We start from the raw sequence: 20,941 nt of genomic DNA, 5'->3' as shown, positions 1-20,941 counted from the left end.
CCCCATGCGCCCCATGTCACTCGTGCCCAGTCACTGGTTTTTTGTCGGGCCAATCTAAATCGGTAGGGGCGGACGGTTGTCCGCCTTGTTTATGGCCTGTGCCAACATCCGCAGCAGTCAGGCGGGCAACCGCTCACCATAACACTGACAATTCAACAGTGACTGGGTACTAGGGGCTACAGGCGGGCAGGATCAGTGTTGAGTTGGGCCGCCTTGCCAGCCAGGCCCGCCGTCCGGGCCTGGCTGTTTGTCCAGCAGTGCTTGAAAATGTTTAAGCAGCGCGTCCCTAAGAAGGTGAAGTTCATTGAGCCTTGCCAGGGCTTGTTGGTTCTGGCCTTGGTTCTTGAGATGGTCAAGTTCCGCCGCCAATTCGTGCACCCGCTGGTGTAATGAAGTGATGGCCTGGAGGGTGGGCTGCGGGCCTTTGTCAGCTAAGCCGCCGGAATCCAGCCACATACCAAAACGGCACTGGTGATGGTCGAGCGGTGGGGTATCCCGACCGTCGGTGAGTGAGGCTTCAAAGGCCCGGATCCAAGCACGCAGCTCGACTCCCGCATACAGTAGCGGCAAGTCATCACGGCTGATGGCCTTGAGGCCAAACCAACGTGGGTCGGGCCGCCAAGCGGCAATCCATCCGGGGAGTTCGTGGGCCGGCATGGGACGGGAAATGCCATAGCCTTGGGCGAGATCGCAACCCAGTTGCAACAGCATTTCCCCATGCTCCACGGTTTCCACGCCCTCGGCGATGATTTGCCGGCGGAACGCGGTCGCCAGCCCCAAGACGCCTTCCAAAATAGCCAGGTCTTCAGGATCGTCCAGCATATCGCGCACGAAACTTTGGTCAATTTTTATCATGTCAGCCGATAGGCGTTTGAGGTAGGTTAACGATGAATAGCCCGTGCCAAAATCGTCCAAGGCAAAACTCACGCCTAGGCTGCGGCAGTCTTCCATCACCCGGCAAACCAGGGCCAAATCCGCGAGCGCACTGGTTTCCAACACTTCCAGTTCAAGTGAGGATGGCTTGACTTTCGGGTGTGCCGCCAGCAGGCTGGCCAGCCGTTCGGCAAAATTAAGTTGCTGCAATTGGCGGGCGCCGATATTGACGCTGACCCGAAGATCCAGCCCGGCTTCTGCCTGCCAGCGTTCCATCTGGGCCAATGCGCTATCGAGCACCCATTCGCCAAGTTCGATGGCCAACGGATGCTCTTCCACCACCGGCAAAAACACCGACGGCAATAACAGCCCCCGGTCTGGATGTTGCCAACGGATCAGCGCCTCGGCCCCAATGACCTTGCCTGTGCGCAGGTTAACTTTGGGTTGGTAATACAGCACGAACTCCCGTCCCGCCAGGGCGCGCCGGATATGTTCCAGGCTTTCATGGTGGCCACGGGCAAGGCGGTCTTGCTCGGTGTCAAAAATATGGTAACTATTCTTGCCTGCCAGCTTGGCCTGGTACATGGCTTGGTCAGCTTGGCGCAGCAGATGGTCCGCATCCACGTCCCCTTCCTGCGGGTAGAAGGTGACACCGATACTGGCCGACACCTGGAGGGCCGAGCCGCCCAGCTGCACGGGGACGGCCGCTGCGTGAAGCAGCCGGGCCAGCATCGGCGCGCTGGTTCCGGTGTCGGGCAGGTCAAGCAGCACGGCGACAAACTCGTCGCCACCCAGACGGGCGAGCGTGTCGCCTTCACGCAAGGCCTGTTTCATGTGTATGGCCACGTTCATCAGTAGTTGGTCACCGGCATCATGCCCGTGGCGGTCATTGATCACCTTGAAGCCGTCCAGGTCAATATAGGCCACCGCCAGCTGCAGCCCGCGCCGCTGGGTTTGGGCCATGGACTGATGCAAACGGTCCGCCAGCAGCACACGGTTAGGCAGGCCGGTGAGCACGTCATAATGGGCGATATGTTCCAGATACTGTTCGTGCTCCTTAATTGCAGTAATATCGGTTGATATGCCCAACAAGCCCCAGACCGTTTTGTCATCGGCGTGTTCGTAAATCGGTGTCTTGATCTCCAAATATACCCGTCGGACACCCTCGGCATAGGCAACCTCAACCTCCTCCGTCGTCTGCTCGCCCTTGAAGACGCGCCGGTCAATCTCCCGCAACCGCCTTACCGTGTCGGTGGGGAAAAACCGGGTGTCGTCGGAGCCCACCAATGCTTCCGCCGAGCATCCGAACAGTTCCAACGTGGAGCGGTTGGCGTAAACATAACGGAATTCGGTGTCTTTCATGTAGATGAATGAGGAAACATAATCCAGCGCATTGCGGAACCGTTGGGTTTCCGTATGTGCGGCCTGCAACATCAGCTCGGCTTGTTTGCGTTCGGTGATGTCGGCCGCTACGCCATGGAGCCCGGTAATGGCGCCATGGCCATCACGGATAGCCTCGCCACGGGTCAGTATCCAGCCATGTGTCCCGTCAGCCCTGACCGTCTCCAGCTCAAGTTCGTAGGGTGCCCCCAGGTCTTTGGCCCGGTTTACGGCGGTGGCCAAGCGTTCCCAACTCTGGGGGGCAAACAGCCAGGAATGTTGGGTGAAATCTGGCAGTGGCGACTTGGGGTCGAGGCCAAGCATCCGGTACAGCTCATTTGACCAACGGACTTGGTTTGTGGCCAGATCCATATGCCAACTGCCTACTTGGGCTATGCGCTGCGCTTCTTGCAGTTCGGTTTGGTTTTGCCGTAGCGTATCTTCCAGTGATTTGCGCCCGGTGATGTCCGTATGCGTACCAATCATGCGCAAAGGCGTGCCGTCGTCACGGCGGCTCACCACCATGCCACGGTCAAGCACCCATTTCCAACTGCCATCTTTGCAGCTGACCCGATGTTCGCTGATATAAATGGGGGTCTTGCCATCAAGGTACGCTTGTACGATGGCCAAAATATCAGCCTTATCATCAGGGTGGATGCGTTTTTCCCATTCGTCCAGGCTGTCGCCTAGCTCATCTTCGGCAAAACCGAGCATCCCCTTCCACTGTTTGGAAAAGAACACTGTGTTGTTTGCCAAGTTCCAGTCCCAGACGCCATCCCCGGAACCTTCGAGCGCGAACCGCCAGCGGTATTCGCTTTCTTCCAGCAATTGCCCGTGGCGTCTGAGTTCTTGGGTCAGGTTGTTGGCGATGCGGGCGGCGTTGGTTTGGGTGTTGACCACCGAACGCATTAAGCCGAATAGCAGGCAGCTCAGTGAGCACCCGCCCGCCAGGGCGGCCCATGCGTTTGCGTAGCCGATACCGAATGCCATGCCCTTGCGTTCAAAAGCCATTAGCCACCGGTGGCCATTGAAATCGAGGATGCGTTGTTGTTGGGGCAAACTATGCGGGTCAGCGGCTGGGGCGGCCTTGTTTGTGAACAGCAAGGCGGAAGGCGTTGCCTGCGGGCCATCATAAATTTGCAAACGGATAGCCTGGCCTTCACGGTGTTCCCAGTCGCCCAAAATCCCGGTCATCAGGTCATTCATCCGGTAGGGGCTATAAACCCATCCGATGAGCGCCGCCCGTTTCTGTGCGATGGTGCCGTGAGGCATGTTTTTGTGATAGGCGGGGACATACATCAGCGTGCCCGCCTGTACTTCAGTGCCCGTTTCCTGCACTAGCTCCACCTTGCCGGACAAGGCCGCTTCGCCAGTGTCGCGTGCCTGCTCCATGGCGGCACGCCGCACCGGTTCGGAGAACATGTCGTAACCGAAGGCGCGCAGGTTGCGGTCGCGGAAGGGTTCGAGGTAAATGATTGAGGTGTAGAGGTCGCGTTTGCCCGCCGGGCGTACGCTGTATCCGGGAAACCCTTCCTTACGGATGCGGGCGATGTGGCTAGCCAGTTGGGCCGGTGCGATGGCTTGCGCAAAACCAATGCCCTGTACGCCGGGAATGCTGTCCTCCGCCCGCAAGGTTTCCGTATAGGCTTGCCATTCTTGGCGGGACACCTCTTTTGATGCGTCGAAAAGGGCGGCGCCCCCACGTAGGGTTAAGGCGTAAGCCCCAAGGCGTTCTTGGATCTTCAGGGTAACTTGGTCGCAGGTGAAGGAAAAATGCTGCGCCGCAGTCTCCTCAATGCCCTGTTTGATCCGGAGGCTGCCAAAAACAGTGGCCAGCAGCCCCAAAACGAGCAATGCCCACGCGAGCCAAGCGTGCTTAATAACCGACCGCATATAAGCCATATATCAATTGCCGTAAAAATTAATTGAATCCAGCCGGTGTGCTTGGCAAAGTCCCATTGGGCGGTAACTCGGCGCCCCGCTGTTGCCCTATCACTAAACCCAAGGCGGGAAGGCGTGGTTGAAGTGTTGTTTGGCCAATATTCATAGCTGATGTTACGTAGACTTTTTCTGCAAGTTGAAAATAAATAAAGTAGAGTCGCTATCGCGATGTTTTTTAACCGGGTTCCCGCACCCGAAGGCGAGATACTTTCTTTTGCTCCGCCTCGACAACTGCTCCTGCGTTGCCCTACCTCCTGCATCCATGCAGTCGAAAAGAAAGTATCCAAAGAAAAGGCGGCCCGGTTGCCGCTGATGTCTTGCGCTCCTCGCATTGGTCGGGGGACGGCAAAAGGGGCTTCCTGCCCCTTTGCCGCCGTGCGGCATCCCTGCCGCACCCCTTTATGCCCTATGGGTATTCGGGCTAGTCCCGACCAATACTGTGGTGCTCGACGCGGCAAACGGGATAATAACTACGTTACTGCGTAACGTGAGTTCATAGGTAGGATCTTAAATTCTAAAGTAAAGCCTTATCGTGCCTTTTTATAATAACATCGCCCGCCATAAATCTCCCCCATGGCAAGCCCCGAAGCCAAAAGAACTTTCGGGAGGGCGGCGGGCCTCTTGAAAAACCAAGCCGGAAACGGCTGGTTAGCAGAAAGGCCTAGGGTTAGAATGGCAACCCCAGCGGCCTTTACGGAGGCCTAATTTTAATCGCATCAGACGGGTCATCGCATGAAAATAGTCTCCTGGAATGTCAACGGCATCCGCTCGGTACAAGGCAAAGGCTTTGCCGAAACGCTCGCACGGCTAGATGCCGACTGTATCCTGTTGCAGGAAACCAAGGCCCAGGCCGATCAGGTCGCTAAGGCCTTGGCCGGAATTGATGGTTACCACATCTATTCCAATTGCGCCGAACGCAAGGGCTATTCCGGCGTGGCGATTTTATCCCGGCAAGAGCCGCTGCAAGTCATCAACGATATGGGCATTGCCGGGCATGATCGGGAAGGGCGGGTGATCGTCGCCGAATTTGAAAAGTTTTTTTTGCTCGACGTCTATGTGCCGAATTCGGGCGAGGCCTTGGCCCGGCTAGATTACCGGCAAAGCTGGGATACGGATTTTCTGGCCTATTGCCGGCAACTGCAAAGCCAAAAACCATTGGTCGCCTGCGGTGATTTTAATGTCGCGCACCGGGAAATCGACATCGCCCGCCCCAAGGCGAATTACAATAAATCATCCGGCTACACCCAAGTCGAAATCGACGGTTTCAGCCGTTTCCTGGACGCCGGGTTGGTTGACACCTTCCGGCATTCCCATCCGGACACCGTCGCTTATAGCTGGTGGAGTTTCCGCGCAGGCGCCAGGGCAAAGAATGTCGGGTGGCGGATAGACTATGTCCTAGCTAGCGTCGCGCTGGCCGAAAAAGTCCGGCAGGCGTTTATCCTGCCGGACATTACCGGATCGGACCATTGCCCGGTTGGCATTGACATTGAGCTTTAGCCCCAAGGTTTACAAGGCCTAGTGCTTAGTCACTGATTTTTTGTCGGGCCAATCTAAATCGGTAGGGGCGGACGGTTGTCCGCCTTGTTTATGGCCTGTGCCAACATCCGCAGCAGTCAGGCGGGCAACCGCTCGCCCCTACGCAATTGACACTGACAATTCAACAGTGACTGGGCACTAGGTTTGGGGAAGTAAGGCCGCCATATTGGGCGCCCCGCTTGACCGGGAAGCCAGGGGATTGGCCAGGCGGGCTCCAGATATGGCCCCTCCCAAGGGAATGCCAATTAAGGTGTTGTTTTTATAGCGAGGGGGATGCTACGTAACGCAAGGTCACTGTTGTGCGGAAGTGCTGGCCGGACTGGCTTTCATGCGATACGAGACAGAATCCAGGGCCTTGCTTTGGATGTGCCCGACCAGTTCCATGATTTGCTGGTCTAGCCTAAAGCGCAGTTCCCATTCCAGCGCCAGGTCAGCGGGCAAGCTGTCTATGCGGTGGTGCTCCGTGTAGCTTTGTTTCAATAGCCCGTGGATGTCTGCAGCCTTAGCCCTGGTTTCCTGCTGCCCGTCTTGCAGCGTCAGTGCCGCATTCTCCAGCTCGCTTGCCAACGCCGCGTCGAAAGCGCGGCTATATTGTTGCAGTTCATCAGGGAAACTGCTGAATTGCTGGCCGCTCAGCAAGCGATAGCGTCGCCGGATCTGTAGCAAGCCGGATAAGTTGCTTGCCGCTTCAATCAACGCACTTAACGCCGTCCTTTCATAGAGCTTGTGGCTTAACCTGGCGTCCGGTTCCAATACCGCGTGGACCACCAGATCCTGTGCGGCCGCTAGGTCTTTATCTGCCGATAAACGCAAGGGCAGGGTGGATTTTAGCAATAAACCCACATCCGGCAACCGGGCGGTGAGTCTGGCGAGCGTGTGCAATGCCGTTACGCTATGGTGGCGGGCCAGCGCAATCGAACGCCGCGGCCACAGCGCATAGTCGAGCAGCCCCATCACGATAATGCCCAGCAAAATCCCGGCAACCCGGTCGCGCGGCAGGTAGAGGTCGGTGACCGGGCCGAAATCATGCAAAACGAACATCGCAAATGAAAACCCAAGCTGCCGGCCCAGGTAAGCGATACGCTCGCTACCCGCCGAAATCCAGGCCGCCAAAGCCCAAAACGGGGCCGTTGCCAGTGCAAAGCCGGCGATGGTGTCGAGCTGGGACTGGAACACCAGCACATAAAAATAGGCGCACAGCCCGCCCGCAACGGCTCCCGACAAACGCAATAGCGACAGCCGGTAGTCGGCGCCAAGGCTGGTTTGTGCGGCGACCAGACAGGTGGGTATGGCGGTGTTGATAGCTGGCCAGCCCAGGCTTTCCACGATCAGCGTGCAGAGTATCGCGCCCAGGGAAAACTTGATCCCGAATTGCAGGCTGTCGGCATGGGCGGCCCAGAAGTCATAGCCAAACCAAGCAGGAAACCAGCCTTCCGCTTCACTGTCGTCCGTTTCGGTATCCGGCGTTTTTATGTCAGGCACTGGCAGATGCAAGTCATGCAACAGCCCGGCAATCCGCTGCAGCGCGCGCCAAATGGCCGCCAGTAGCGAAGGGTTGGTTTGCAGCGAATAACCGTGCAGCACTTCATCGGTCAGCAGCGCCGCTATGTGTCCGGAAACGTCGCGCCATTCTTCCATGCCTTGCCGCAGCGTTGCGCAGGCGCTTTGCATGGCCAAGTAGACGTTTAATTTTTCCTGGTTCATCGGTTGGGCGCGATATTCCGCCTCCAAGACCTGGTCCAGCCAGATGGCCATCTGCCGTAGGCCGTCGATTTCCAGCAGCAGAGCACGATACGTGTCGTGCCGTTTATTGATAGAAGGATGCACCAGTTCCGCGTTCCCCAGCAATGCCAGCATCTTGCCTAAGCTGCCGGCACTGGAGGGCTTCGGGATCGCCTGTGCATGGACATTCACGCCACTGTCAGCCAGGCGCGTGTTTAAAATAGATTCCACCGCCGCCAGCTGCACCGCGATACCCGCCTTCAATTGTTTGAGCGGGTCTTGTGGTTTGATGGCCAGATGCACCACCGTCCAGGAGCCGATCGCCAGCACGCCGATGATCGGGATATTCCACAAGGCGTTGTAGATCGCCTGTTCGGGAGTGCCGGGGTTGTACAGCACCGCCACCGAATACCATAGCGCGATGCCGGTGGGCCAGGCGATCAGGCGGGCATGGAACAGGGCCAAAGCCAATACGGTGAAAGACAGGGGCAGCAACAGCCAGGCGTCATTGCCGGCAAACATCAGCGTGAATACCGAAATTAGGGTGGTGACGATGATATAGCCCAGTTGGCGCATCCCGAACGCCAGCGATTGGCCAGCATTCGCATAGGCGTCGTAACTCAGGCAAATCAGCAGCGCAATCGCCCCCAACGGCGGCACATGCAGGGTTTGGCTGGCCAGGGCGATGCTCAGCGACACGATGAACAGGCGTAATGCAGCGACGCGCCGCCCTGGAAAATCCTGAAGTTCGGCTGTCAGGAATTGCGTCAGGTTGGTTCCGAACCACAGGCCGCTTCGCTTTTTCTTCAGAACTGAAGCGTGCTGAGCGCCGCTGCTGTTCATTGCGGAATCGGGGGCGTGTTGGCTATATCCTCCTTGGCCGACAAAGGCTTCGGAATTTCGGCCAGGCGATCCAGAACGGTGACAAAGGCGGTCATGCCCATGCGTAGCGGGTGTTCGGGGTCACGTTCATTTATCTCGATGCGCACCGGAAAGCGGGACGCCAGGACAACCCAGTTCAAGGTGCGCTGAACTTCCGGCAATACGCCTTGTTGTTTGATGTTATCGGGGGAGTTGGCCCAGCCGATACCGGTCACTACGCCCCGATAGCGTTTGCCCGGATAAGCGACCAGGAAGACTTCGGCTTCCTGGCCCGGGCGGATGGATTGCAGATAAGTTTCCTTGAAGTTGGCGATGGCGTACCAGTGGCGGTCATCGACCAGCGCGAATAGCTGCGCCCCGGCCTTGGTGTATTCGCCTTCGCGGGTGTTCAGGTTGGTGACGTAAGCATCGAAAGGCGCGCGCACCGAACAGTATTCCACATCGAGTTCGGCGGCGGTGACCACCGCTTTGGCCGCTTCGATGCGGGCGTTGACGTTGCCGGATTGGGCAATCAACGAGACGGCGCGGCGGCTCTCGCTTTTGGCTTCCTCTATCGCGCTTTGGGCGGAAAGCGCCTTGGCGCGGGCATCCGCCAGCTCGGCGCGGGAGGCGGCGTATTTGGACCGGGCCTGTTTTAGCTGGTCCGCCGTGACGTATTGTTTTTCCGCCAATGGTTCAATGCGTTCCAGATAGTTATGCAGATATTCATCCTCAGCCTCAATCCGGTTGGCTTCGGCTTCGGCGGCGGCGCGTTGGTGTTCCAGCCGTGCTATGGCAAGCTCGGCGGAACCGCTGGAGGCGCGCCGTGAATCGACCTCTTTTTCGGCCAGCAGCAATTCCGCCTTGGCCTGGGCCAGTCTGGCCAGATAGGGGCGCGGGTCGATCACATACAGCAGTTCACCTTTTTTAACATACTGGTTGTCCTCGACATGCAGTTCCACGATACGGCCGCCCACTTCGGACGCAATGCCGACGATATTGGCCCGTATCATCGCATCGTTGGTGCGGGGATGCTGGTAGTTGATGCGCCATGCCAATGTCCCGGTCATGAGCGCGCCGAGCACTATCAGTGTGCCGATGATGCGTCCCAGCAATAGGCGGCGTTTAATGCTGGTGACGTGGGGGTCAGCTTGATGGTTTTCCATAATGGGCGGAACGCGTTTACGTCGAGTAAAATAACAACCAGATGGCAAAAGTGCATAAGGCCCATAGGCTAGGCGCAATCAACAGTGGCGGCCCCAGATGCGGCGCCAGCCTGTACCGCACCAATTGCCACATCAGCACCATGCTGGCCGCCAGACCGGCAAGAATGCAGATAATCCAAGCGGGCCAGAACGAACCCTGGATACTTAGCATCGGGTCGCAAGCGGTCAAAAAAACCGGAAAACTAGTCAGCACCGCCGCTTTTCGTAACGTTGGCCAGAGCGTCATAATTTGTGCCTGAACGAAAAATTAAATTCCGATAATCTGGGTAAGGACATTTGATTGGCTTTAATGGATCTGTATCACTCGGTGGCTTATTGTTTTATTATGGCCGCAATCCTTCTGCCCAGCCACTAAATTTAATCCCCCGAACATGTATTTACTCCACAACGGAACCGGCGCTTGAAGAAGATGTTTTCAAGTTTGCGACAGTTGCGGCGCGGCAAATGCCTGGTGATAGCCGTAGCGATGGCACTGACAGGCTGCATGCCGCCAGCTGCAATACAATTTGATGGCCCCTACGCAGCGGCTCCGGCTCATCCTGCCGATTATTGGCATGGGCGGGAGGCTACAAGCGGTGCCCAGCAGATAGGCATACCCAGCCGCACGCCGGAAGAAAATCCGGTCGACACCACGCTGACCTACGACCTGCCGGCGCTGGTCGATTTGGCCTTGCATGCCAATCCGGAAACCCGGGCGAGCTGGGAAGAAGCGAAAGCCGCCGCCGCCAAGCTCGAAAGGAACCGTAGCGCCTGGTATCCGACGCTGACCGCTATGGCGTTCGGGCAATATTTCAACACCAGCTTCCCCATCCCCGGAGGCGCGTTGGTCAGCGATGGCCACGCCGCTTTTGGCAGTTTGGAGTTGGCCTGGACACTGTTTGATTTTGGGCGCCGGGAGGCTTTGGTCGATGCGGGCGCACAACGTTTGATGGCCGCTAATTTTTCCTTCAACCGCAAACACCAGGAAATTGCCTATCGGGTTGCCAGCAGTTTTTTTGCCTACCAGGCCATGCTTTCCAAGGTAACGGCGGCGCAGCGGACGTTGGAGTCCGCAAATGCGGGCACGGCTTCAGTCCAGGCAAAATTCGGCCAAGGCTTGGCGACGCGCCCAAGTTTGTTGTTGGCGGTCCAGGAGCGGGCAAAAGCCAGCTATGACCTCCAGGATGCCCGTGGCTCGGTGATCCAGGCACGGGCCGAGCTGGCCGCTAACTTGGGCATTTCACCTTCTTACTCCTTGCAACTGATAGATTTGGACAAATTGCCGTTACCGGCGGGGCTGGTGCAGTCGGCCGAAAAAATTGTCGACCAAGCCTTGGAACAACGCCCCGACCTGATGGCGCGGCTTGCGGAATTGCGGGCACGCGAAGCGGAAGTGAAGAAAGCCAGGGCCGAATTTTGGCCCAAGTTTTCCCTGGGCGGCAATATTGGCAACCAATACTGGGGCAATGTGCATACAACGCCACCCGGCAATGAAAGTTATTCGGCCAGTAATCTGGTCGGCACCGCGATGCTGACGATGGAATGGGTCTTGTTCGACGGATTTGAACGCAGCAACGCCGTGCATGAAGCGGAAGCCAGGAAAAAGGCTTCCGGGGCTGAACTTGAAACCTTGCGCCTGGACATCATGCGCGAGATTTGGAAAGCCTATGCCGACACCAAAACCGCGCTGGAAAAACGTGAGTTTGCGCTAGCCTTATTGAAGGCCGCCGAAGAATCCTACGCCGCCACACAAGAATCCTACGCCCACGGCTTTTCCACGGTAATCGAACTGCTGTCCGCGCACAAGGATTTGGCGCGCGCCCGTTATACCGAAATCGACAGCCGCGCCACCTTGCTACGGTCGGCGGCGGCGCTGGTTTATGCTTCCGGAGGGTTGGGCAGGGGCAGTTTGAATACGGACGGCGAAGCGTTTGGCAGCGGCCTTCCATAGTTGGGCCTAAGGCAGGGCACATCGTGTTAAGGGCAATAAGTGACCTTTTGTACCCACCCGACGGGGGCAGCGGGTACGGAGTTGCTAGGGGGGTAGGTTTTCCTTGGGTTTCCCTATTTCGCTACCGAGGCAATAACAATTTTTGATGAAGCCCCGTATTCCTGTTTTCCCTTAAAAATGTTAAGGTTGGTAGGATTTTTGTGCTTTTGTTTATGTGTTTTTAATGGATGAAACTGATGGTTATGGCCTTTATCCCATGGCTGAAGTGGTGGCCGGCTTTATTTAATCGCCCAGCAGTGCTAAAGTTATAGCCTATTAAATTACTGGGTAATTGGTAAATCCAGTGCTTTTTACACTCCCTTTTAACTTTTATTTAGGAAAATCAAATGGCTTTCGAACTTCCTGCTTTGCCTTATGCTAGCAATAGATTAGTCCCTTATATCTCTGAAGAAACTTTAGAATTCCATCATGGTAAGCACCACCAAACGTATGTGACTAACCTGAACAATTTGGTTCCTGGTACTGAATTCGAAGGGTTGTCATTGGAAGAAATTATTGTGAAATCTTCCGGGCCTATTTTCAACAACGCGGCCCAAATCTGGAACCACACATTTTACTGGAACAGCTTGGCTCCTAGCGCAGGTGGCGAACCTACTGGCGCGTTGGCGGCGGCGATCAACGAAACATTTGGTTCTTTTGAAAAATTCAAAGAAGAGTTCACCAAATGCGCCGTTGGCACTTTTGGTTCTGGTTGGGCGTGGCTGGTTAAAAATGCCGATGGTAGCCTGGCGTTGGTGAGCACTAGCAACGCAGGTTGCCCGTTGACTACCGGCCAAACGCCATTATTGACTTGTGACGTGTGGGAGCATGCTTATTACATTGACTACCGCAACGCACGCCCTAAATATCTGGAAGCCTTCTGGGCCTTGGTTAACTGGGATTTTGCCGAAGCGAATTTCGCTGCCTAATCACCCGTTTGATGTTGTAACCAAAGCCTTCTGCGTCACTGATGCAGAAGGCTTTTTTATTGGAGGAAAATATGGGGATTATTTTAATAACGGGTGCGAACCGGGGCTTGGGTTTGGAATTTTGCCGCCAATATGCGGCGGACGGTTGGCGGGCCATCGCATGTTGCCGGAATCCGGCGCAAGCCGCGGGTTTACAGGCTTTGGCAGGCAATATCCAACTGGAAACCCTGGATGTCGCCGATTTTGCGGCGATAGACCGTTTGGCGGCAAAACTGGCGGATGTTTCTATTGATGTGTTGCTTAACAATGCGGGCGTTTATGGCGACAATAAGGCCAACGGGTTTGGCCAGCTGGATTACCCGCTGTGGTTGCGGTCTTTTGTGACCAATACCCAAGCCCCTGTGAAAATGGCGGAAGCCTTTTTGCCGCATCTGCAACGTGGCGGGCAAAAGGTCATCGCCAATGTCAGCAGCCTGATGGGCAGCATTGCCGACAACACCAGCGGCGGCAGTTTGTTTTACCGTTCCAGCAAAGCGGCGTTGAATGCGGCAATGAAAAGCCTGGCAATCGACTTAAAGGCGCAAGGCATTGGCGTGTTGACGTTGCACCCGGGTTGGGTCAAGACCGATATGGGCGGGCCGAATGCCTTGATTGAAGCGCCAGAAAGCATAGCCGGGATGCGTGACGTCATCGCCCAATTTTCACCGCAACAATCCGGCAGTTTTATTAAATACGACGGCACGTTAATGCCTTGGTGAGTAATATGTTGAAAAAAATCCTGTTGTTACTGGCGCTGTCGCAAAGTGCCGCCCATGCCAATTGTGCAATCCCTGAACCCATTAAAGCCCCGCCTGGACATCAGCCGTTCTTGTCAGTCCATGCGAAAGGCGAGCAGATTTACCAATGCACTTTAAACCAAGGCAAATACGCTTGGGAAGCTAAAGCCCCCGATGCGGCCTTATTTGATAAGCACGGGCAGGTGGTCGGCAAACATTATGCCGGGCCGATCTGGGAATATAAGGCCGGTAGCCATGTGGTCGGGCGTGTCCTTAAAAAGCTTGATGTGAACCCGGAAACATCCATTGCCTGGTTATTGGTGGAAATTGTCGCGCATAAAGGCAAGGATATATTTGCCGAGACCCGTTTTATCAACCGGATCAACACCCACGGCGGTTTGCCACCGGTGTCCGGTTGTGACGGCAACCATTTAGGTGGCGAAAAACGTGTGCCTTATACGGCGGACTATGTGTTTTTTAATGGCCCTTAAGTTTTAATCTGTAGTTGGCGGGCGGTTTAACCCATTGGTCCGGTAAGTGGATGGGGATAAACCGCCAAAATTTTTATGGCCGGGCCGGGGCGGCTACCCATCTGGCGCTTAAAAATATCACCCCCATCAACGCGTAGGCGCATGCCCATTCCCATGCGGGCGTTAATGACAATGCGGTGTCGCTAACCGTCCAGCGGTAAGAGTGGATCAGGCCGCCCGCCGCCAACAAACTGGCGGAGCCGCTCCATAAGGCCGCTTTGGCAAATTGCCGTTCAATGATCGCGACCGTCATCGCCGCCAGGATCATCGCCGTGAAAATAAACCCTTGCTCCAATGCAAAAGCCCCGTTAATCCAAATGTCTTCCTGTTGGAAACGTGCTAGCAGGGTTTCTGAAAAGGCGGGCATGGGGGCATTGCCATAATCGGCGGCCCGCACACCGCTCTTCGCCATGAACGCCCCCCACGCGGCAATGCCGGGCAGCAAGCCCATCACAACCGCTGGCGCGTGGCTTTTCGGGGTTTCCTGAAAAGCCTGTGCCGCAATCACAATGCCTATCCACAAAACAATCGCCATACCGGCATCAACCGGGATTGCCCAGGCGATGTAAGATAAACTGCCCGTCAGGCAAATCAAGGTAATGACCGCGCCGTTTAGGATCGAATAGCCCGCCCGTGCCCCCATCGCCTTCCAGCCCGGATGGCCGATGTAAATGGTCGTAGGGAAGCAGGAACCGAACAGGCAGGCCGCCAATGTCCCTATGCCGTTGGCCGCTAAAGAGGGCCGGCTGGGATAGCTGTCACCAGCGGCCTCGGCGGATTCGATATTTTGTAGGGAGCCGATGAGGTTGAACAGCCCCATGGGGATGATGACCGATAGGTAGCTCAAGCTATGCCCCGACGTCAGGGCTTGGAACAGGTCGCTTAGCACCGGGATGGGCAAATACAGCCCCAATTCATTGTCCGGCGGGCTCCCGACCGGGGCCAAACCGGTCAACCAGGACAATAACGTGCCCAAGACCACCGCCACCAAGCCACCCGGAATATTGCCGCGAAACCGGAGCTTGCCGAAATAAGTCAATAAAATCACGCCGAGCGTCACCAAACCGACGATGGGATGGGCATAAGTACGGAACAAAAAGCCCAAGGAAATGAACGTCAAGGCAATGCCCGACAAAGTGGACAATAAGGCGGCGCGCGGCGTGGCTTTCCTTAATTTTTCCCCGACAAAAGCCCCGCCAAACTCGATCAGGCCGGAACCGAAACAGGCCAACAAACCCGCTTGCCAAGCCACCGTTTCGGGGTCTTTGGCGCCACTGGCTTCCGCCACCATTTTCGCAGGCAACATCACCAAAAAAACAAAGGCAAATAAGGAAACGGTATTGATGCCGTAGGGCAGGGCGCAAATATCGCTGCGTCCCGTGGCCGCCGCCAATTGCTTGGCTTGGTAGGCATAAAAGCCATTGCCAATTAGCAACGAGACGGCGGCGCCAGGCAAGATGTGTTGGTAAACCAAGGCTTCCGAAAAGCCTAAGACATGCTGGCATAAGCCTACGATAACCAGCAATTGCACAAGATTATCTAAAGCCAAACCAAAAAAGCCGTCAAGATCGGCGCGTACAAACCATTTCATCGTGAAATCCTAAAAAAAGCGGGCCAGAAAGTGTTCCTATGTGTACAAACGCCATTTGAATTGTTGGGTCTACAAAGGAGGATGTGGCTTGGGGAAGCTAAGTAGGTGTGCAAAAGTATTTTAACATTAAATTTTTGGAGCACTCATCCGACAGCCGGAACGGTTTTGTACCAACAGTAGGCGCATTATGCATGGATGCAGGAGCAGCGTAGCGGTGTGCCGAGGCGGAGGGTGTCCTGAATTTTGTGTAAACGAACTTTCATTTATCGGCCAGGCATCCGGTCTTCAAATAGGAGGGTAAACCGATTAAGGGCGGCTTTCCAGTTTTGCAGCGGCATCGGCCATTTTTTGCTGATGTTAGCCAAGGTCAAATAGAATAACTTCAGTACCGCCTCATCGCTGGGGAACGCCGCCCGGTTTTTAGTGACCTTGCGTAGGCTCATGTTCACCGGCTCAATGGCGTTGGTGGTATATATGATCAGGCGAAGTCCGGCGGGAAGCCAAAGAAGGGGATGATACGGGCCCAGTTACGTTGCCAGGACTGGACGATAGCCGGGGATTCGGCTCCCCATTAGCCTGCAAATTCCGCAAGTCGCGTCTCGGCTCCTTTAGCCGTCGCGGCGGTATAGATGGCCCGCAGATCAGCCGCCACCGCCTTGCGCCGTTTCCAACTGACAAAGTTCAGGCTGTCCCTGACCAGATGTACGATGCACAACTGCACGGCAGTCTTGGGATAGGTGGCTTCGATCGCTTCCTACCCACATAAAATGTCGGTTACCTTCAACAGACGGTCGTCAAGCTAAAAAGAAAGCGTATGTCTGCATTAGCGCGTGCAAAATTAGCCACTTTTAAAACAAAAATGGACGTTAAAAATTTTCCGGTCAACGGTTTAAGGGATTAATCTGAAATAGATTTTAGGGTTACCCTAGTGCCGATCAATGGAAAATTTTTAACGCCGTTTGACACCCTACAACCCCCGCTCCAATAATTTCAACTGATTTTTGAATTCGCTCTTGAGTCCGTAAACTTGTGCCGGGCGATGAGCTCCCCCCGATTCCGTTTGTCCTGGTATTTCCTCTAATACACCAAGTTCGTCCATTTTCCTTCTGAAGCTGACTTTATTCAAACCTTCGCCCAAGCAGGCCTCATAGATCTTCTGCAATCTTGGCAGCGTAAAGGTTTCCCCAGCCAGATAACAAGGTAGGGATGAATACTGCGATTTGTTACGAATGCGATCCACCGCAGTTTCGATGATCTCATTATGATCGAACGGTAATCGGCGTAGTTCGTCAACGGGGCAAATTGTAAGTCCCGGCTGTTGCGAGGATATAATCAAGTCGTTATTGACCAAGGCAAAATACACCACCGATATGGACCAGCCGCGAGGATCGCGCGAGGCGCCGGCAAATGTGCGCAATTGCTCCAGATAAGGCGGAATCAGGCTGGTTTTCTGTTGAAGTATTCGCACGGCGGCATCCAGGCTGTCCCTATCTTCTTCGGCATGAATGTATCCGCCCGGCAAAGCATCCAGGTTCGCATAGGGCTCCTTGTCTCGTTTTGACAATACGACACACAACCGATCATCTTGAATGGTCAGTAATACGACATCGATAGTTGCAATAATGGACTGCATCATGTTGATCTTTACCCTTCTTCCGATCGGCGGAAACGCGCCTTGGCATTCACTACTTAGTAACGAATTATAAATAATTAAAGCATTAAACTATCAATTAATTCAAGTATATTAAATTTTGTTAGTTGCAATTTGTAACTAATTTAACTACACTAAAACCGTCTAGATTATTTACCTAGGATCGACGGTTATGACCCATACTCAACTCCTCATCATCGACGCACAAAACGACTTTTGTGATTACCCATCGAACGGCTACCAGCCAGCTCTCCCCGTTCCCGGCGCTTATCAAGATTTTCTGAGATTGTCCCGGTTAATCCGCCTGGCCGGCACCGGCATTAGCCAGGTGATCGCTACGCTCGACACCCACCACGCTATCGATCTTGCTCATAACATGTGCTGGCGTGATGAAAACGGTAAGATTCCGCCGCCCTTCGCGCTTGTCTCGATAACCGGTTTACTCGCCGGCCGCTACCGATTGGCGCCGGGCCTTGCAAGCCAGGAGGCTTCGGAATATGTCCTTCAGTACCTTCAAGATCTGGAACAACTGGGTAGGCCTTTTACGCTGTGGCCACCACATTGTTTGATCGGCTCGCCGGGCAACAACCTGAATGCCGAACTGGCCATAGCCTTACGCGATTGGGAGGCACAGCATTTCACGCCGGTTAGCGTCATTCAAAAAGGCGAAAACATTTGGACGGAAAACTTTTCTGCTTTAAAAGCAGTGATACCTTATCCCGGCGACCCGACGACCGACCTCAATCAGCCGCTTCTTAACATGCTACTTGAGTCGGATAACATTTTGGTTGCCGGTCAGGCTAGCAGCCATTGTGTTAAAGAAACGGTTGAGGACATCTTGCGTTTCGGTTCGCCCGAGATCAAAAACAAGCTGATCATGCTGACCGACTGCATGAGCCCGGTTCCTGGATTCGAAACAAGCACCGCTAAATTTTTAGACGACTTGCAATGGCAGGGCGTTCGTCTGGCTAGCAGCGAAGAAATCGTTTCAGAACTGATTGCCGACAGCCAAAATTCATAAAGGAGAACGTCATGGAACCTATTGTTAGAAGCCTACTGGAAAACGACCTTTACAAATTTCCCATGTGGCAGACCATGTTGCACAAGCGTCCCGAGGCAACGGCCGAGTATGACTTTGTCTGCCGCAGTACACCGGAATATCCCCTGGCCGAATTGCTTGACGACATGAAACAGCAACTCGACCAACTCTGTTCGCTGCAGTTTGCCGACGATGAACTGGACTACTTGGCGAGCCTGCGCTACATGAAGCCGGACTTCATCGAATTTCTGTCGTTATTCAGATTTAAGGCTAAATACCTGAAAGTGTTTACCGAAGGCGATAGCCTAAGGATTCAGGCGATCGGCCCGCAAGTGCATGTCATGAATTTCGAAATTTTCTGCTTGTACATCGTTTCGGAACTGTACTTCCGCCGTTTTGATCAGGCGGCATTATTGGATGAGGGACGTCGGCGTCTTAACGAGAAACTGGCCGTGCTGAAATCATTTGAAGCCGAGCCATTGAAAGCACATCCTTTTGAGCTTTTCGATTTTGGCCTGCGCCGAAGAGCCTGGGGCAGTTGGCAAGAAGAAGTGGTGAGAACTTTTCAAGCGGAGCTGCCTGGCCTGTTCAAAGGCACATCTAACGTCTATCTGGCCAAGAAATTTGGCCTGACACCCATCGGCACTATGGCCCACGAATACCTGCAATCCTACCAAGCACATGTGGTCAGGTTGCGCGAGTTTCAACGCACGGCACTGGAAGACTGGGCCCAGGAATTCCGCGGCGATCTGGGCATAGCCTTGACTGACACCATTGGCATGGATGCCTTTTTACGCGACTTCGATCTGTATTTCGCCAAGTTATTTGACGGCCTGCGCCATGATTCCGGTGAGCCCTTCGTCTGGGGTGAAAAAGCCATTGCCCATTATCAAAACTTTCGCATCGACCCGCACGGCAAACGGCTGGTTTTCTCGGATGGCTTGGACATCCCCAAGGCAATTGACCTCTACCGGCACTTCGCCGATAGGATTCAACTAGGCTTTGGGATAGGCACCAATTTAACCAATGACCTCGGCCAAAAACCTTTGAATATCGTCATGAAACTAGTTCGCTGTAACGGCGCCCCGGTGGCCAAACTCTCCGACGCCCCTGGCAAAACCCTATGCAATGACCAAACGTTTATTGCCTATTTGCGGCAAATTTTCAATCACTACGCCTGATTTCCAACAAGGGATTTTAATATGGCAACAGCTAATCCACTCAATATCGCCATCGCCCAAATCAACCCCATGGTGGGGGATTTCGCCGGTAACGTAAAGATGGCCATGGATGCTTTTCAGGAAGCGAGCCGCCTTCACGCCAGGCTTCTGGTTTTTCCCGAACTGTCCTTGTGCGGTTATTACCCTGGCGATTTGTTGAATGAATCCGCCTTTATAAGCAAAAGCTATCAGGCATTAGGGGAATTGGCGAGTTTTTCAAAACAGTTTCCAGGCATCACTGCCATTGTCGGCATGCCCAGAAAATCCAATGGCCCCGGCAAGCTTCTGTATAACTCGCTGATCGCGCTCAATAACGGCATAGTCATCGCCGAATATCACAAGCAATTGCTACCGACTTACAACATTTTCGACGAGCGCCGTCACTTCGAGCCAGGCCCCCAACATGCGGTGGGCATTGATGTCTCAGGCTACAATGTGGGCTTGATGATTTGTGAAGATGGCTGGAATGATAGTGCGGAAAATTACGCCGTCAACCCGTATGAAGCGCTCGCCATGATCCGTCCTGATCTTGTGGTTAGCATCAATGCCAGCCCCTCCAATATCGGTAAGCGTGAGCAACGTCAACAAGTCATTTGCGCTGCAGCCCGCCGACATGCCTTGCCGATTCTGTATGTCAATCAGGTGGGTGGGCAAGATAGTACCGTTTTTGACGGTGCATCGTTCGCGGTGAATGCCGACGGCTTGGTCGCCAAGCAATGGCCTGCGTTTCAAACCGTGGTTGATACCCTCACTTTTGATACCCACACATTCCTACCTCAACCGCACTTCCCTCTCAATTCACTGGATGGCTATTCTGTCGATGAATTCGTTTTACGTCACATTGTGTTGGGCCTTAGGGATTATGCCCGCCGCTGTGGTTTTAAAACGGCCGCAGTGGGCTGTTCCGGTGGCATTGATTCGGCTTTAACGATCGCGCTGGCGGTTGAGGCATTGGGCGCCGGCAATGTGATTGCGATCACCATGCCGTCACAATTTTCCAGCTCGGGTTCCGTTTCGGATTCCCGGCTGCTCTGCGATGCGCTGGGTGTGACACTTTATACCCATCCCATCAAGGCTTTGGTCGGGGATTTTAGCCAGCAATTCCATGATAGCTTTGCCGATGAACTGAAAGGCCTTTCCTTGGAAAACCTCCAAGCCCGAATCCGTGGCACGATCCTGATGGCTTACTCGAACCATTCAGGCGCCCTGGTGTTGACCACTGGCAACAAGAGCGAAATATCGGTCGGTTATTGCACCCTCTACGGCGATACCAATGGCGGCCTTAGCCCTATCGGCGACCTTTATAAAACGGAGGTTTACCGCTTATCCGCCCATATCAACCAACGCGCTGGCAGGGAGATCATTCCAGAGACGATTTTAAGTAAGGAACCGTCCGCCGAGTTGGCGCCCGACCAAAAAGACACCGACAGTCTTCCGCCTTACGAGGTGCTTGACGAGGTTTTAAAAATATTGATCGAGGGCGACCAGTTACCGCAGCCGGAATTTCAGCAAGCGCGCGACTTTGTTGCCAACTATCGGTCGACGGCGGCCGGCGAAACGGTTTATCAACGGGTTGCCGGCATGATCGCGCGGAACGAATACAAGCGTCGGCAAGCCCCTCCCATCATTCGTGTACGGCCAAGAGCATTTGGGGCGGGCCGGCAAATGCCGATCGCCGCCAGGCATTAAGGGAACCC

The 20,941-nt window shown here is 54.7% G+C and carries 14 protein-coding genes and 1 pseudogene; 8 read left to right on the top strand and 7 right to left on the bottom strand.

The genetic code is table 11. The features are described from left to right. Positions 1-192: 192 nt before the first annotated feature. The gene (locus METMI_RS25895; RefSeq protein WP_019868584.1) at positions 193-4,155 is read right to left on the bottom strand and encodes an EAL domain-containing protein; all 3,963 of its coding nucleotides are present in this window, start codon (positions 4,153-4,155) and stop codon (positions 193-195) included. 771 nt (positions 4,156-4,926) lie between these two features. Between METMI_RS25895 and METMI_RS0122640 the strand changes: the two genes are divergently transcribed. Then, positions 4,927-5,691 (top strand): exodeoxyribonuclease III, encoded by a 765-nt coding sequence (locus tag METMI_RS0122640; protein ID WP_019868583.1) that lies wholly within the window; start codon positions 4,927-4,929, stop codon positions 5,689-5,691. 330 nt (positions 5,692-6,021) lie between these two features. Here the strand turns inward: METMI_RS0122640 and METMI_RS0122635 are convergent, their stop codons facing one another. Genes METMI_RS0122635 through METMI_RS0122625 form a run of 3 tightly spaced genes read right to left on the bottom strand, consistent with a single transcriptional unit; the run spans position 6,022 to position 9,765 of the window. Continuing rightward, complete coding sequence (locus METMI_RS0122635; RefSeq protein WP_019868582.1) at positions 6,022-8,295, bottom strand: FUSC family protein; 2,274 nt, start codon at positions 8,293-8,295, stop codon at positions 6,022-6,024. Next, a complete protein-coding gene (locus METMI_RS0122630; RefSeq protein WP_019868581.1) occupies positions 8,292-9,479 on the bottom strand; it encodes an efflux RND transporter periplasmic adaptor subunit in 1,188 nt (395 codons plus the stop codon). The genes METMI_RS0122635 and METMI_RS0122630 overlap by 4 nt, the downstream gene beginning before the upstream one ends. 16 nt (positions 9,480-9,495) lie before the next feature. After that, entirely contained in the window at positions 9,496-9,765 is a 270-nt protein-coding gene (locus METMI_RS0122625; protein ID WP_019868580.1) for a YtcA family lipoprotein, read from the bottom strand. Positions 9,766-9,948: 183 nt separating this feature from the next. Between METMI_RS0122625 and METMI_RS25100 the strand changes: the two genes are divergently transcribed. The 4 genes from METMI_RS25100 (at position 9,949) to METMI_RS0122605 (ending at position 13,704) form a co-directional block, all read left to right on the top strand. Beyond that, positions 9,949-11,469 (top strand): TolC family protein, encoded by a 1,521-nt coding sequence (locus tag METMI_RS25100; RefSeq protein WP_019868579.1) that lies wholly within the window; start codon positions 9,949-9,951, stop codon positions 11,467-11,469. Between the two features lie 386 nt (positions 11,470-11,855). After that, a complete protein-coding gene (locus METMI_RS0122615; RefSeq protein WP_019868578.1) occupies positions 11,856-12,437 on the top strand; it encodes a superoxide dismutase in 582 nt (193 codons plus the stop codon). A gap of 71 nt (positions 12,438-12,508) precedes the next feature. Further along, positions 12,509-13,195, top strand: coding sequence for an SDR family oxidoreductase (locus METMI_RS0122610; protein WP_019868577.1), 687 nt, complete (start codon positions 12,509-12,511; stop codon positions 13,193-13,195). A 5-nt stretch (positions 13,196-13,200) separates the two neighbouring features. Beyond that, a complete protein-coding gene (locus METMI_RS0122605; protein ID WP_019868576.1) occupies positions 13,201-13,704 on the top strand; it encodes a DUF3455 domain-containing protein in 504 nt (167 codons plus the stop codon). 73 nt (positions 13,705-13,777) lie between these two features. Here the strand turns inward: METMI_RS0122605 and METMI_RS0122600 are convergent, their stop codons facing one another. From METMI_RS0122600 to METMI_RS0122585, 3 genes and pseudogenes are all read right to left on the bottom strand, one after another. Continuing rightward, positions 13,778-15,334, bottom strand: a complete 1,557-nt coding sequence (locus METMI_RS0122600; protein ID WP_019868575.1) for a SulP family inorganic anion transporter — start codon at positions 15,332-15,334, stop codon at positions 13,778-13,780. Between the two features lie 263 nt (positions 15,335-15,597). After that, positions 15,598-16,088: pseudogene (locus tag METMI_RS28080) on the bottom strand (transposase); the annotation flags it as partial. Positions 16,089-16,301: 213 nt separating this feature from the next. Then, positions 16,302-16,970 carry an NUDIX hydrolase gene (locus METMI_RS0122585; RefSeq protein ID WP_019868574.1) on the bottom strand — a complete coding sequence of 223 codons (669 nt, stop codon included), beginning with the start codon at positions 16,968-16,970 and terminating at the stop codon, positions 16,302-16,304. A gap of 187 nt (positions 16,971-17,157) precedes the next feature. Between METMI_RS0122585 and METMI_RS0122580 the strand changes: the two genes are divergently transcribed. Genes METMI_RS0122580 through METMI_RS0122570 form a run of 3 tightly spaced genes read left to right on the top strand, consistent with a single transcriptional unit; the run spans position 17,158 to position 20,933 of the window. Continuing rightward, the gene (locus tag METMI_RS0122580; RefSeq protein ID WP_019868573.1) at positions 17,158-18,006 is read left to right on the top strand and encodes a cysteine hydrolase family protein; all 849 of its coding nucleotides are present in this window, start codon (positions 17,158-17,160) and stop codon (positions 18,004-18,006) included. An 11-nt stretch (positions 18,007-18,017) separates the two neighbouring features. Continuing rightward, positions 18,018-19,205, top strand: coding sequence for a nicotinate phosphoribosyltransferase (gene pncB / locus METMI_RS0122575; RefSeq protein WP_019868572.1), 1,188 nt, complete (start codon positions 18,018-18,020; stop codon positions 19,203-19,205). Between the two features lie 21 nt (positions 19,206-19,226). After that, a complete protein-coding gene (locus METMI_RS0122570) occupies positions 19,227-20,933 on the top strand; it encodes an NAD+ synthase (RefSeq protein WP_019868571.1) in 1,707 nt (568 codons plus the stop codon). Positions 20,934-20,941: the final 8 nt, after the last annotated feature.

The organism is Methylovulum miyakonense HT12, from assembly GCF_000384075.1.
In the GTDB taxonomy this organism is placed as follows: Bacteria; Pseudomonadota; Gammaproteobacteria; order Methylococcales; family Methylomonadaceae; genus Methylovulum; species Methylovulum miyakonense.
The sequence above is the reverse complement of the archived record's forward strand: the minus strand, read 5'-3'. Positions and strand labels throughout refer to the sequence as shown.

What these genes read in the sequence shown, in the direction of transcription:
- METMI_RS0122605 (WP_019868576.1), top strand. Translation starts at nt 13,201, where the DNA reads ATGTTGAAAAAAATCCTGTTGTTACTGGCGCTGTCGCAAAGTGCCGCC.
- METMI_RS25895 (WP_019868584.1), bottom strand. Translation starts at nt 4,155, where the DNA reads ATGGCTTATATGCGGTCGGTTATTAAGCACGCTTGGCTCGCGTGGGCA.
- METMI_RS0122600 (WP_019868575.1), bottom strand. Translation starts at nt 15,334, where the DNA reads ATGAAATGGTTTGTACGCGCCGATCTTGACGGCTTTTTTGGTTTGGCT.
- METMI_RS0122625 (WP_019868580.1), bottom strand. Translation starts at nt 9,765, where the DNA reads ATGACGCTCTGGCCAACGTTACGAAAAGCGGCGGTGCTGACTAGTTTT.
- METMI_RS0122640 (WP_019868583.1), top strand. Translation starts at nt 4,927, where the DNA reads ATGAAAATAGTCTCCTGGAATGTCAACGGCATCCGCTCGGTACAAGGC.
- METMI_RS0122610 (WP_019868577.1), top strand. Translation starts at nt 12,509, where the DNA reads ATGGGGATTATTTTAATAACGGGTGCGAACCGGGGCTTGGGTTTGGAA.
- pncB (WP_019868572.1), top strand. Translation starts at nt 18,018, where the DNA reads ATGGAACCTATTGTTAGAAGCCTACTGGAAAACGACCTTTACAAATTT.
- METMI_RS0122570 (WP_019868571.1), top strand. Translation starts at nt 19,227, where the DNA reads ATGGCAACAGCTAATCCACTCAATATCGCCATCGCCCAAATCAACCCC.
- METMI_RS0122615 (WP_019868578.1), top strand. Translation starts at nt 11,856, where the DNA reads ATGGCTTTCGAACTTCCTGCTTTGCCTTATGCTAGCAATAGATTAGTC.
- METMI_RS0122580 (WP_019868573.1), top strand. Translation starts at nt 17,158, where the DNA reads ATGACCCATACTCAACTCCTCATCATCGACGCACAAAACGACTTTTGT.
- METMI_RS0122630 (WP_019868581.1), bottom strand. Translation starts at nt 9,479, where the DNA reads ATGGAAAACCATCAAGCTGACCCCCACGTCACCAGCATTAAACGCCGC.
- METMI_RS25100 (WP_019868579.1), top strand. Translation starts at nt 9,949, where the DNA reads ATGTTTTCAAGTTTGCGACAGTTGCGGCGCGGCAAATGCCTGGTGATA.
- METMI_RS0122635 (WP_019868582.1), bottom strand. Translation starts at nt 8,295, where the DNA reads ATGAACAGCAGCGGCGCTCAGCACGCTTCAGTTCTGAAGAAAAAGCGA.
- METMI_RS0122585 (WP_019868574.1), bottom strand. Translation starts at nt 16,970, where the DNA reads ATGATGCAGTCCATTATTGCAACTATCGATGTCGTATTACTGACCATT.